The following is a 13,320-nucleotide window of genomic DNA, read 5'->3' on the forward strand; positions in this document are numbered from 1 at the left end:
TTTGTCCATACCCTCGTTACGGAAGTTCTTTCCAATCTCATACACCCCCTCAAAACCGCCTACAATGAGTCGTTTCAGATAAAGTTCCGTGGCGATGCGCATATACATATCAATGTTGAGCGCGTTGAAGTGAGTGATGAACGGGCGCGCACTGGCACCGCCTGCAATGCTTTGCAGTATCGGGGTTTCCACCTCGGTGTAGCCGGCCTCATCAAAGAATTTGCGCATGGTACGCAGTACGGTGGCGCGTTTCAGGAACGTTTCCTTCACGCCATCATTCACCACGAGGTCCACATAACGTTGGCGGGCGCGCAACTCCGGGTCGTCAAACTTGTCGTAGGCCACGCCGTCTTTGTATTTCACAATGGGCAGTGGTTTCAAACTCTTGCTCAGAAGCTTGATTTCCTTGGCATGTACAGATATTTCGCCGGTTTGTGTACGGAACACGAATCCCTTGATACCGATAAAGTCGCCAATGTCGAGAAGTTTCTTGAATACCTTGTTATATAGATCCTTGTCCTCTCCCGGACAGATGTCGTCACGGGTCACATAAACTTGGATTCGACCTTTGCTATCTTGCAATTCCATAAAACTGGCCTTGCCCATCACACGACGGGACATCATGCGACCGGCTATCACCACTTCGCGTTCATCCCCGTCTTTAAATTCGTCCACGATATCTGCGGAGAATGCATTGGTGGGAAATTCTTCGGCCGGATAGGGGTCAACCCCCATATTTTTTAGTTCTTGCAGGCTTTGGCGACGGCCAATTTCCTGCTCACTCAGTTCTAAAATGTTCATCTTAAATCTGTTCGAATATATTCTTTCTAACGTGCAAAGTTACTAAAAAGTATTCAAAGTGTCGGCGTATTTGCTAAAAATAACCGTATGTATGCAACAGTTGTGCAAAACGGGCAGCCTGTAGTCCGCATTGAGCGTGTCGTCAAATGGCACACCTGCTGCGGGAGGTGCTTCTGCTTGCTTGCGGAATCTTCTGTTGAGTAGCCATGTGTACATCAAAAACTTAACCCCAAGTTGGAACATAAACATTCGACGCATTCTTGTAAGTTTATTTTTTCTTTGTTTATGCTTGCAAATATAACAAAAGGCAGGGAATCTATCCATGCCTCTATGGCTAATCTTTAAACATTCATAAGTTGCCACCATCTGATCAAGTTTTTCTATAAGTCTATATGCTTCTTTTGATTTTCCAAGACTTAATTGACAAATACCCTTTAGATATAAAGAGTCGTTTTTAAATAGACATTACTTTTTATGCCATTTTCATGAATTTACGTTATTAATGTTTTTTTTGCAAATAGAGTTGCGTTTTTTTTACCACGATTTTCATACCTTTGCGCCACTTTTTTTGTGGTCGCAAACAAGTCGCAATGTTGTATGTGAATTGTTGTGGTCACTTCATTAAATAATCAATCAAAAATTAAAAGAAAAAAACAATGATGAAAATTTATCACAAAATTCCCATGTTATTGGTTGTGCTTTGTGCGCAGGTGAATATGATGATGGCTCAAGAAATCAGGCCTGAGGTTGTGCCGGATGTTTGGGGTACTTATGAGGGTGAGGCCACCACGGAGTTGTTCGACCGTACGACCGAGACGAAGACTCCGAGTGGTAAGAAACAAATGGTCATAGAGATAGGCAAGGGTGAACGTTCGTTCACTGTTTTAACCTTAAAAGACGTTACGATCGGCCAATATGAGTTCGCGTCAATACCTTTCAAAGATTGCTATCTGTTGCCTAATAACAACAAATGGCATGTAGAGGCATACAACAATCTTGATGACGAGGTGGCTACCAAGGACAAACAGCACATAGTATGGTTATCAGGTAGTATTGATGAGAAAGAGAGTTTTGTGGATAAGGACGGCAACTTGAAACTTAGTTTTTTCTTGTCTTTTAAGGAAGACTCGCATATACAATATGTATTTAAAGGAAAAAAGAAATCAACCCTCACGGGCATCGACCATGTGAACGCAGACAAGAAAATACCAGATGTGTTCGATTTGCAGGGGCGTCGCGTGGGCAAGATAGGCAAAGGCGTGTATATCGTGAATGGCAAGAAAGTGGTGTTTTGATGCATCGATACGCTGTTTGAATGGTGATAATATCGGCGAGGGGTGGCTGCATGTCTACCCCTCGCTTGTTCTTATATCATGTCAATATATCATGTATTCCTTGTCATGTGTCAATGATGTGAGGATGAGAAGACAAAAACTTAACCCCAATTTGGAGCATTGCCACTCACTTCTTTTTATGAAAAAAAGGTAGTAGTAATAGAAGTAAAACCGTTATTACGTAGACTATTATGAGCCATGCATAGTTAATAATATGATTGATATCATCCACACTCATCGCATTATATTTTAAATTAACCTCCCCATTCAATACTACACCTATACTTAAATATAGCACATATAAAGAGAATAAAATTACAGAATATTTTATTGTTTTATTTTGCATAACATCAAACTTTTTTATCTTTAGACTCCATGAAGTTTGTATATTTTCTTGACAAATGGTCTTGCAGTTTTCGCGAATTTAAAAATAAAAATCCTGTGAGCCGAAATACGTGAAATTTGAGATAATTTGTAGTTGGTTGACAGTCAGTAGTTTCGTAACCATACTCTCTCTTTCACAGTTTTATTGTCTGCGATTGCATATCAAACGACAGCATGGTTAGGCCCTGATCGCAAGGCGAGGAAGCTTCTATCGTGTCGCCATGAAGCCCAAGTCGTACCGTCATTAGATACTCATCGTACTGCCACGGATTTTTTTTGTTTGTCCAGACAGATTTTAGCCGTAAAAACATGGCTCTTTTTCTTCTGGTTGCTCCGGGAATTATCATCAGTTTTTGGTTATATTATTTTACACAGCATGGGGCGTGTGCAGAGGAAGCGTATGCTTAGATTTTAATGTAGATGTGGCGTTTCCAGAGGGGGTAGCCAATGGCGGCGTGCAAAAGGACAAATAGTGTTGCATAGGCTGCGCTGGCCCAGTAGCCATTGGTGATGATGGTTTGGAGTCCGGCAAAGACAGCGTCTTTGATGCCGGCAGCTCCCAAGCTGATGGCAAGAACCTCACTGGCAACGTAAAGAAAGAGGGGGTTGGAGCCGAAAATCAAAAAGAAAGTCCATGCACGCCCTTTGTCTTTGTTGAGAAAAGAGGCTGTTTGGCGAGTGTCTTCGATGAGATAAACGAGCAAACCTTGTGTGAAGGACGCAAGTCCGCAGGTTGTAAGCACGTAGGAAGGACTCCAAATTCGCTTGTTAAGTGGCAGGAGAAGGGTGAGGATAATGCCTGACACGACAAGCATTGCGCCAGCCAACAAGAACATTCTGACAGTGTTTTGAGTGGAGTGCGAGCCTTGCTTCCCGATTGTCAGGCGGGCAACCCAGAAGCCGATGAGCGTGTGGGCAATGGCGGGCAGGGTGGAAAGCAGCCCCTCGGGGTCTACGGGCGAGCGGTGGTAAAGGTGGTCGTAGCCCAGGATGTGGGTGTCGACGATAGCCAATAGGTTTGTGGCACTGCTGTAGTCGTATCCGCCACCAATGATGAGTAATAGGGAATAGGCGATGAGCAAGACGGCAATGAGCCACGGAATGAGATGCAGGCGCTGTGGCACTTTGGATGAGAGAATGGCCACGAAAGCTGTTGCGCCATAGCATAGGGCGATGCGCTGCATCACGCCCATGATGCGCAGGTGTGCCAGGTCTAAAGGACTCCCGTTGCAGGCCATGTCGAACCAGTTAATGGTCAATCCGATCAGGAACAGAAGCGCCGTTCGGCGGGCAATTTTTCGGAGTGTTTTTGCCGACCATGCAAAGTTGGACTTTCTGAGGCTCAGGTATGTGGAGACGCCCACCATAAACAGGAAAAACGGAAAGACAAGGTCGCAGAGCGTCATGCCATTCCATCGGGAGTGTCGAAGAGGGGAGAAGATTTGTGTTCCGGCTCCGTTGTTCACGAATATCATGAGCATCACGGTGAGTCCGCGAAGCACGTCAAGGCTGATGAGTCGCTGTTGTGGCATAAGGGTAAGAATGGATATTGATACACCATTTTCCCGATGCATCGGCCTGACGAAAACTCTACGGTGACCGTAGGTTCGTGCCGGTGATACCGGGAAAAATGGGGGAGAGCAGGGTTGCTTCCGAGGGATTGATTATGGGAATTTGGGATATTTGTCGAAGTCTGGCTTGCGCTTCTCGAGGAATGCGCGGCCGCCCTCGTGGGCTTCGTCGAGCGTATAGTAGAGCATGGTGGCATCTCCGGCCAACTCTTGGATGCCCGCCTGGCCGTCGAGTTCGGCGTTGAAGCCCGCTTTCATCATGCGCAGGGCCAGCGGCGACCGCTCCATCATGGTCTCTGCCCAAGCCACGCAGGTGTCTTCAAGCTGCTCGAACGGTACCACCTTGTTGACCAGTCCCATGTCTAACGCCTCTTGGGCGGAGTATTGCTCGCAGAGAAACCATATCTCGCGCGCTTTCTTCTGTCCCACAATGCGAGCCAGGTAGCTGGCGCCGAAACCCGCGTCGAAACTGCCCACCTTGGGACCGGTTTGTCCGAAGATGGCATTTTCGGAAGCCACGCTGAGGTCGCACATCACGTGTAGCACGTGTCCGCCACCAATAGCATAGCCGTTGACCATGGCGATGACAGGCTTGGGCAATCGGCGAATCTGCATCTGCACGTCGAGCACATTCAGGCGGGGCACGCCGTCGTCGCCCACGTATCCGCCGTTGCCCTTGACGTGCATGTCGCCTCCTGAGCAGAAGGCCTTGTCGCCAGCACCGGTCAATATCACCACGCGAATGTCCATGCAGTCGCGGCAATAGGTGAAGGCCTGCCCCATTTCCATCACTGTGCGTGGGGTGAAGGCGTTCCGGTAGCGCGGTCGGTTGATGGTTATCTTTGCAATGTGATGATACTCCTCAAAGAGTATTTCTTTGAAGTCGAAACCCTCTATCGCTTTCCAATGACGTTGGGTCGTCGTTTTGTCTTTAGCTTGATCGTTGTTTGTTGTCATCAGTTCAATTTTTTCTTGTCACCGTAGAGGTAGTCGCGCAGCACCCGATCGTCTTCTTCCCGGTCGGTAAACACTTCTAAGAGTATGGGGACCATGCTGTTTGGGGCTGTCAGCGCTTCTATTCCCTCAGCCAGTTGTTCGTTATTGTATGCGGCATAATATTTGATGTTGTTCTCCTCACATATTCCCTCGGCTGTCGTGTTGTGTGACGCCATGATATAGTTCTCGCTGGCAGGGCTTTCCTGCAGACCGGACAGCTGTCCGAAAATACCCCCACCGCCATTGTTGAGGAGCAATATTCGGAGGTTGCTGGTGAGGTTTTGATTCCACAATGCATTTTGATCGTAGAAGAAACTGAGGTCGCCAATGACACAGAACACCAAGTCTTCGATTCCGCAGGCCAATCCGGCGGCCGTGGAAAGGCACCCCTCTATGCCGTTCACTCCACGGTTGACGTATATATATTGACTGGCATAAATCAGTCCTAAACGCACGGCCATGCTGTTGGCAAACTGGAGTACACAGTTCGTTTTGCCGATATTCTTACACAGAAGGCGCACGGCTGACATCTGCGAAAAGTCCGGCTCGTAGCTTTCGCAAAATGCTATGCAGTTTTGCTTCAGGGTGTCCCATTTGTCGTGATAGGCGGTTGGCTTTTTATCATTAACGGCCAGAGCCAATGCGCTCAGGGTTTCGACAAGGGTAGATTGCAACACCTCGGTGGCATTCATAAATACGTCATAAAGTATTCCGTCACGATTGACGATGACGGTGCGGGCACTTTTGGCCTTTCGCAGGAATTGTTTGATGCGCTTGCTCACCAAGTGCCCACCAAAATATATAATGAAATCGGGCAGATAGTCCTCTTCTTCTTCTTCGATCATCAAAAGCATCTTGTCGATATGAGCGGGCGGTGTGTAATAATCATGGCCTAATTTCTCGTAGAGCACCACAGCGTATTCCTCCAAGTCCGCCAGCTGGTTGTCGGCACCTTCAAAGTTTTCTGCCTTGGTTTGTCCAATGATAATCATCGGGCGTTTGGCCTTCTTGAAGTCCTCGGCAACGTCCGGTTGTGTGTAGAAATTAAATTCGGCCAAATGCGGTAGAATTGCTCGCTCGTCGGGAAGTGATTCGACCGAAAATTCGAATAAGGGTTCGCTGATGGGCACGTTGATGTGTATGGGACCACCTTCACCGCGTTGCATCTCGATGAAGGCTTCATTGATGAGTCGGTTGCAGTACCACCGCTCGGTGTCGTCGTGGGGTTCGGGCAGGTTGACAGCCTTGCGGACGAAGTCGCGCAAGGCGTTGGGTTGGTGCAAGGTCTGGCCTTGCAGTTGGTCGATCATACAGGCTGGTCGGTCTGCTGAAATGATGATGAGCTTGCGATGCTGATACAGAGCCTCAGCCGCAGCAGGTGCCACATTGAGCAATGCCGACCCCGAGGTAACGCAAACGGCGACAGGTCCGTCGTCTATCTGGCTCAGGCCCAGGGCGAAAAAACCTGCCGAGCGTTCGTCGGTTACCGGAAAGCAATCGATCTCCGGGCATTCGTTGAGGTTGTGTACAATAGGCGCGTTGCGGCTCCCAGGGCATACTACAGCGTATTCAACACCCCATTTCACTAACAAGGCGGTAAGTATATTGACGTTGTCTTTATTCGAATACATAGCTTTTGATATTAGTTGTTAAGCAGACGGTGCATGGTCAGCATTTTCGTTTGCGTTTCTTTCCACTCCCGCTCCATGTTGCTGTCATGGAGGATACCTCCTCCCGCATAGAGGTTTGCTGTTTTGCCAACGATCTCCATGCATCTCAGGGCTACATATAAATGGGTTTCCCCATGCAGCGAGAGGGGTCCGCAAAAGCCGCTGTAATATTTCCGGTCTATCTGTTCGCTGGCAGAAATAAAAGCACGGGCTTTCTCTTTGGGAATGCCGCATACCGCCGGGGTGGGATAGAGGGCTTCTATCAGCGCGCCGATGTTGGCGGTGTTGTTCAGTTTGAAAGTAAAATCCGTTCTCAGATGCAGCAGATGAGCTGCAGCCACGGTGTAGGGTCCTTGCTCCGAAATGTGATCAGCGTGTTTGCTGAGTACGTCTTTTATATACGTGCTTACATACTGTTGCTCTTCTCTATTCTTCTTTGTCCATACGGTTTTGCTGACATGTGGTATGCCCTCTTCTCGTTTCATGGTGCCGGCCAAAGCCATGGTGTGCCATTCTTCCGGGTTGCCATCGAGCAGAATCTCGGGCGTGGCCATGAGCCAAGTACCGGCTTGTTGCAGGCACACAAGGGCTACAAATTGGTGGGGATAGATGTTGCAGGCTTTCAGGAATAGGTCTTGGGGAGTGATGTCATCGGGCAAGTCAGTTGGTGAGCACCGTGAAAGCACAATCTTGCCAAACTTCCTCGTCTGCGTCTCTGCATGGAATTTGGCGAAGGCGGAGGCGTAGGCGGCTTTTTCTGTCGGCCGTTCTGGTGCAGTTGTTTTGGTGCTTGCATGATTTTGCTGGAACTGAATCTCATGGTTTTCTACCACGTCAGGATGCATCACCAAGACAGGATGTTGTCTTGAAACCATAAAGGGAGCCATTACAAAGCCCTCTTCTTCATCCAATTCGGCTACCGAACCGTATGCCGACGGCTCACCCTTCGACTGTGCCATAAACGTATAATGGCTCTGTCCGGGCAGTCTGTAATATGCAAAGTTGTTCAGTTTTCTATCCACAGAATGGTTTTCTATTCGTCTTCGTAGGGCTGAGTGGGCTGTCCGTCTTTTTTCGGCGTCATCACGTAGTTGGTTACCTGAACGGTGGACACCAGCTTGCCGTGCGAGTTTTTCACATCCACCTGCCATACGTGCAGCGTTCGTCCTCGATGTTGCAGCTTGCCGTATGCGGTCACGGTGTCGCCTTCCATCACGGTGCTGATATGGTTGCCGCTCACATTGATGCCCACGCTGATCTTGTCGGGGCATAGCGACATCGACCCCACACCGGCTAAGTTTTCAGCCAAAGCCAGTGTTGCGCCACCCGAGAGAAAACCAAACGGCTGCCGGTTGAGTTTGTCCACTTTCATGCGAGCCATACAAGTGTCTGGTTCGGGAGTGGACAAGAATTCCATGCCCAGCGTGTTGGACAGGCCGTCCTGTCGCTCTATCATTTCTTTTTGCTGTTCTACGTTCATTGCAATCTTCTTTGGATGTTGTTATTGCAAAGATAATAAAAAGAATCGTAGAAAGGTCCTATATGTATGGTTTTTTACAGACTTATTGCTCCGGAAGAATTGCCCTTCATCCCCCCTTTTCTGTTCGCCCATTGTTCCAGCTGTTGCATATAGTTCTGAAAGTTCCTTTCTTGGGCATGTTTCCAAACGTCGCCCAACATGGCGGCACCGCCAAAACCGTAGTCAGCCACTTGTTGAAGTTTCTCCGTCGATACCCCTCCCAAAGCGATGACGCGACCATCGATAACACCTTCTTCGTGGGCTTGTCTTAATTGTTGTTCCGAAAAGGTGGAACGATAACCTTGCTTGGAGATGCTGTCGAATATCGGGCTGAGAAAGACATAGTCCGTTAATGGTTTGGTTGCCTTTAATTCGTCTAAAGAATGGGTTGATTTTGAACACGAACCACGATGTCCCTCCGGAGCGATAGGATTCCGTCGGTTCAGGTGTATACCTTTCAGGCCGTAGGGCGCACACAGGTCGAAATGGTCGTGAAGCACGATTTTCGGTCTGCATATTTCCGGAATCTCCTCGATGAGCCGTGCCATATCACGGCTGTCCGACTGTGGTTTGCGCAGGTGTACAGCCCACACGCCATGTCTAAGCAACTGTTCTATGACAGCCGCTTCACCCACAATGAAATCCGGAGAGGTGATAACGATGATTTTCATAGTCAATATCTGTTTACGCGTTGCTCCCAACAAAAAGCCTCCAATCGGTTGAGATCGGTTCATGGAGCCACGTTGATATTAATATATGATGACAAAGATACAATTTTATTGAAGATTATTTTTCTCTTTAAACAAAAAAGGCTAACTTTGCTATCGATGAACTTCGGAAAGAATCCGAAAGAGGGGTGCTGTGCTCATGGAAGCAGGCTGAGATTAGACCCGTATGACCTGATGCAGGTAATGCTGCCGTAGGAATTGCGAAACTTCGCGTTTATCGTGGAAGAGCCTCTCTTAAATGATTGTCGTTTAAGAGAGGTTTTTTTTTCTTGGCGTTTGCCGATTGTGCCCATTTGTATCTCTTTTGCGTTCCTTGTCACAGTTCTCTGTACTTGTTGTCGTTCTAAGACAAGGCGACAATCCTAAAAAAACACCTATGAATGTACAATTTATCAGTCATCGCAACGCACGCTTCGACGATTTGGAGGGCATCCGACTGGCATTGGCCGGCGGCTGCCGATGGGTGCAGCTGCGCATGAAAGACGCTACCGATGAGGTCGTGATCGAAGTGGCCGTGAAGGCCCGTCGGCTCTGTGACGAATATGGAGCGACCTTGATTCTCGACGATCGCGTGCACTTGGTGGAGCCTACCCGTGCCGACGGCGTTCATTTGGGGCGGCTCGATATGCCCGTAGACTTGGCTCGACGGCTCCTTGGGCATAACCGGATTATCGGCGGAACGGCCAACACCATCGAAGACATCAGGCGGTTGGCCGCGTGGGGAGCCGACTATATTGGCTGCGGACCGCTGCGTTTCACCACAACTAAGCAAAACCTTGCACCTCTTTTGGGATTCGACGGCTACCGTCGACTTATCAGTCGTATGCGTGCCGAGGGCATTCGCTTGCCCCTTGTGGCCATAGGCGGCATAACCGAGAAAGACCTTCCCCGCCTCGTCGAGGTGGGCGTGGAGGGTATTGCTGTCAGTGGCAGTGTGCTCAATGCTCCCAATCCAACCTTAGCTATGCAAAACCTTATCAACTATGGACAATAATATCAGAATCAGTTATCCGAAATCGGAGAAAATCTATTTGTCGGGCACCTTATATCCCGACCTGCGCGTAGGTATGCGTCGCATCAGACAGACACCTACCGTAACGGTGGAAAATGGCAGGCGCCACACCACACCCAATGCCCCTGTCGTGGTTTACGACACGTCGGGCCCCTACAGCGACCCGAATGTGGAGATAGATCTCCGCCGGGGATTGCCCAAGCTGCGCAAGCCATGGATAGAACGTCGTGGCTCCGGCACTCAGCTCTATTGGGCACGCAAGGGCGTGATTACCGAGGAAATGGAATATGTGGCTATCCGTGAGAACATGAACTGTGAAAAACTGGGAATAGAGAGCCATATCACCCCTGAGTTTGTGCGACAGCAGGTGGCTGCGGGTCATGCCGTGATTCCGGCCAACATCAACCACCCCGAGTCCGAGCCGATGATTATCGGTACCGACTTCCTGGTGAAAATCAATACCAATCTCGGTAATTCGGCCGTGTCGTCGGGCATCACCGAGGAAGTAGAAAAGGCGGTGTGGAGTTGCAAATGGGGTGGTGACACCATCATGGATCTTTCCACCGGAAAAGACATCACCAAGACGCGTGAATGGATTTTGCGTAACAGCCCGGTGCCGGTGGGAACGGTACCGATGTATCAAGCTTTTGAGAAGGCGGGAGGCAAGATAGAAAACCTCTCTTGGGAACTTTTTCGCGACACTTTGATTGAGCAAGCAGAGCAAGGGGTTGACTATTTCACCATCCATTGCGGCATCCGACTGGAGAATGTGCCCTTGTCCCAAAGTCGTCTCACGGGAATGGTGAGCCGTGGTGGCAGCATTATTGCCAAGTGGTGCACCATCAATCGACAGGAAAGTTTTCTTTACACTCACTTTGACGATATTTGCGACATTTGTCAGCAATACGACATAGCCATCTCTTTGGGCGACGGCTTGCGTCCCGGATGCACGCGCGATGCCAACGATGCGGCTCAGTTTGCCGAACTCGACACCTTAGGGCAACTCGTGGAACGTGCGTGGGAACGCAACGTACAAGTATTTGTTGAAGGCCCCGGCCATGTGCCGATGCACAAGATTCGCGAGAATATGGACCGCCAGATAGAGCGGTGTCACGGTGCCCCATTCTATACGCTCGGACCAATCGTGACTGACATTGCACCCGGGTACGACCACATCACGAGTGCCATCGGTGCTGCAGCCATCGGTTGGTATGGAACGGCGATGCTTTGCTATGTCACCCCGAAGGAGCATCTTGCCTTGCCCAATCGGGAAGACGTGCGCACGGGTGTGATAGCCTATAAGATTGCGGCCCATGCTGCCGACCTGGCCAAAGGACATCCTGGAGCTTTTGTGCGCGACGACGCATTGTCCAAGGCACGTTATGAGTTCCGGTGGACCGATCAATTCAATCTCTCACTCGACCCCGATCTTGCCCGACAATATTATATAGATGGCAACCCGAGAGAGGGACAGTACTGCTCCATGTGCGGCCCAAACTTCTGCGCCGCGCGCATTTCACACACATTAGATGAATGTGAGGATATTGACAAGTAGTTCTTAGAGGTGTTCATTCGTAGAATGCCACTTTATAATCAATTTATAATACATTACAATGATTGAGACACAAGTTTCCAAAGGTATTATCAGCACCTATTATGAAAAGCTGGAGAAGAATTTAAACCTCGACGTGGCCATTGTGGGCGGCGGTCCGTCGGGTATCGTAGCCGCCTATTATCTGGCCAAAGCCGGACTGCGTGTGGCCCTGTTCGACCGTAAGCTGTCACCCGGAGGCGGTTTGTGGGGTGGCGCGATGATGTTCAACCAAGCTGTGATTCAAGAGGAGGCCATATCCATTGTTCGTGAGTTTGGCATTAATTTCAAGCCATACGAAGATAGTCTTTACACCATAGACACGGTGGAAAGTACGGCCGGACTGCTCTATCATGCCGTGCACGCCGGAGCAACGGTGTTCAACTGTTACTCGGTGGAGGATGTGGTTTACAAGAACAACCGTGTGAGTGGGGTAGTGGTGAACTGGACTCCTGTGCTGCGCGAGGGGATGCACGTAGATCCATTAAATATCAGAGCCAAATGTGTAATCGACGGAACGGGGCACGACAGTGAGGTGTGCCAAACCGTAGCGCGCAAGAACGGAGCCCGGCTCAACACCGTTACAGGTGGAGTCGTGGGTGAGCGTTCGCTTGATGTTACTGAGGGTGAGCGTCAGGTGGTAGAAGGCACGAAGGAGATCTATCCCGGGCTTTGGGTTTGTGGCATGGCGTCGAGTGCTGTGGGCGGTACGCCGCGCATGGGACCTATCTTCGGCGGAATGTTGATGTCGGGCAAAAAGGTGGCCGACAGCATTATTGAACAACTAAAGACCCCATGAGCCGCCGTTGCGTTCCCGTGCTGACCATTGCCGGTTCCGACAGTAGTGGCGGAGCCGGCATTCAGGCCGACATCAAGACGATTTCTGCCTTGGGAGGTTATGCTGCAGCTGCCATCACTGCGGTGACGGCACAGAACACTTTGGGAGTGACGGCCGTTGAAGCCGTGTCTCCCACGATGGTTGAGGCGCAGATTCGTGCCGTGATGACCGACATTGTGCCCCGTTCTGTCAAGATTGGTATGACGGGGAGCCGGGAAACGATAGATGCTGTGACTTGTGGACTGTCGGCCTATGCTACTGTTCCCATAGTGCTCGACCCCGTGATGGTATCCACTTCAGGCTGCCGTCTCACAGAAGAAGATGCGATAAAATCACTGATCGAACGCCTCGTGCCAATGGCCACGCTGCTCACGCCCAATTTGCCGGAAGCCGAACAGTTGGTGGGGCATCGCGCTTCTACAATAGCCGAGCGCGATGAAGCAGCTCGCCGCATACTCGACATGGGGTGTGGCGCAGTGCTCATCAAGGGCGGGCACGATATGGATGGCGACACGATGGAAGACCGGTTGTATAGGTTTGATGCACGGGGCAGTATGGTAATTGACCGGTTTGTTCACACCCGTATAGACACATCAAATACACACGGAACGGGTTGTACCTTGTCGTCGGCCATTGCCACTTATCTGGCCATGGGTGAGCCGCTGGTCGAGGCGGTGGAGAAAGGTGTCAACTATCTGCAGGAAGCGCTTCTACATGGAGTCGATTTGGCCATTGGACAAGGTCATGGTCCGGTAAACCATACGTTCAACCCGCTGCCCATGTGGGCAGACTGATGGTGTGAACTCGTCTTGACGACATCGTTTTAAAATATAGAAAACTCTTAACAAAAGCTGTCTGTAGAACAGCGTGTGTTAG

The 13,320-nt window shown here is 49.8% G+C and carries 12 protein-coding genes; 5 read left to right on the plus strand and 7 right to left on the minus strand.

Translation table 11 applies throughout. The features are described from left to right. Positions 1–801 (minus strand): amino acid--tRNA ligase-related protein (locus HMPREF0645_RS04550; protein WP_007173714.1); only part of this gene is annotated, 801 nt, incomplete at its 3' end. 656 nt (positions 802–1,457) lie between these two features. Here HMPREF0645_RS04550 and HMPREF0645_RS04560 point away from each other — a divergent pair. Further along, entirely contained in the window at positions 1,458–2,096 is a 639-nt protein-coding gene (locus HMPREF0645_RS04560; RefSeq protein WP_007173716.1) for a hypothetical protein, read from the plus strand. Positions 2,097–2,923: 827 nt separating this feature from the next. Here HMPREF0645_RS04560 and HMPREF0645_RS04570 read toward each other — a convergent pair. The 6 genes from HMPREF0645_RS04570 to HMPREF0645_RS04595 form a co-directional block, all read right to left on the minus strand. After that, on the minus strand, positions 2,924–4,051 hold the full coding sequence (locus HMPREF0645_RS04570) for an acyltransferase family protein (RefSeq protein WP_044123302.1): 1,128 nt from the start codon (positions 4,049–4,051) through the stop codon (positions 2,924–2,926). Between the two features lie 132 nt (positions 4,052–4,183). Next, entirely contained in the window at positions 4,184–5,047 is an 864-nt protein-coding gene (gene menB, locus HMPREF0645_RS04575) for a 1,4-dihydroxy-2-naphthoyl-CoA synthase (protein ID WP_007173721.1), read from the minus strand. Beyond that, positions 5,047–6,717 carry a 2-succinyl-5-enolpyruvyl-6-hydroxy-3-cyclohexene-1-carboxylic-acid synthase gene (menD, locus tag HMPREF0645_RS04580; RefSeq protein ID WP_007173722.1) on the minus strand — a complete coding sequence of 557 codons (1,671 nt, stop codon included), beginning with the start codon at positions 6,715–6,717 and terminating at the stop codon, positions 5,047–5,049. Before menD ends, menB begins: the two co-directional genes overlap by 1 nt. An 11-nt stretch (positions 6,718–6,728) precedes the next feature. Beyond that, positions 6,729–7,778 carry an isochorismate synthase gene (locus tag HMPREF0645_RS04585; RefSeq protein ID WP_156777855.1) on the minus strand — a complete coding sequence of 350 codons (1,050 nt, stop codon included), beginning with the start codon at positions 7,776–7,778 and terminating at the stop codon, positions 6,729–6,731. 11 nt (positions 7,779–7,789) lie between these two features. Next, complete coding sequence (locus HMPREF0645_RS04590; protein ID WP_007173724.1) at positions 7,790–8,236, minus strand: PaaI family thioesterase; 447 nt, start codon at positions 8,234–8,236, stop codon at positions 7,790–7,792. A 74-nt stretch (positions 8,237–8,310) separates the two neighbouring features. Beyond that, positions 8,311–8,946, minus strand: coding sequence for a thiamine phosphate synthase (locus HMPREF0645_RS04595; protein WP_044123403.1), 636 nt, complete (start codon positions 8,944–8,946; stop codon positions 8,311–8,313). A 433-nt stretch (positions 8,947–9,379) separates the two neighbouring features. Between HMPREF0645_RS04595 and HMPREF0645_RS04600 the strand changes: the two genes are divergently transcribed. From HMPREF0645_RS04600 to thiD, 4 genes are read left to right on the plus strand one after another with little or no spacing between them, the layout of a single operon-like run. Then, entirely contained in the window at positions 9,380–9,997 is a 618-nt protein-coding gene (locus HMPREF0645_RS04600) for a thiamine phosphate synthase (protein ID WP_007173726.1), read from the plus strand. Beyond that, entirely contained in the window at positions 9,987–11,570 is a 1,584-nt protein-coding gene (thiC, locus tag HMPREF0645_RS04605; RefSeq protein ID WP_007173727.1) for a phosphomethylpyrimidine synthase ThiC, read from the plus strand. The genes HMPREF0645_RS04600 and thiC overlap by 11 nt, the downstream gene beginning before the upstream one ends. 58 nt (positions 11,571–11,628) lie before the next feature. Next, complete coding sequence (locus HMPREF0645_RS04610) at positions 11,629–12,405, plus strand: sulfide-dependent adenosine diphosphate thiazole synthase (protein ID WP_007173728.1); 777 nt, start codon at positions 11,629–11,631, stop codon at positions 12,403–12,405. Further along, complete coding sequence (gene thiD / locus HMPREF0645_RS04615) at positions 12,402–13,238, plus strand: bifunctional hydroxymethylpyrimidine kinase/phosphomethylpyrimidine kinase (protein WP_007173729.1); 837 nt, start codon at positions 12,402–12,404, stop codon at positions 13,236–13,238. Before HMPREF0645_RS04610 ends, thiD begins: the two co-directional genes overlap by 4 nt. Positions 13,239–13,320 lie beyond the last annotated feature (82 nt).

Origin of the sequence: Hallella bergensis DSM 17361, assembly GCF_000160535.1 — a bacterium.
In the GTDB taxonomy this organism is placed as follows: Bacteria; Bacteroidota; Bacteroidia; order Bacteroidales; family Bacteroidaceae; genus Prevotella; species Prevotella bergensis.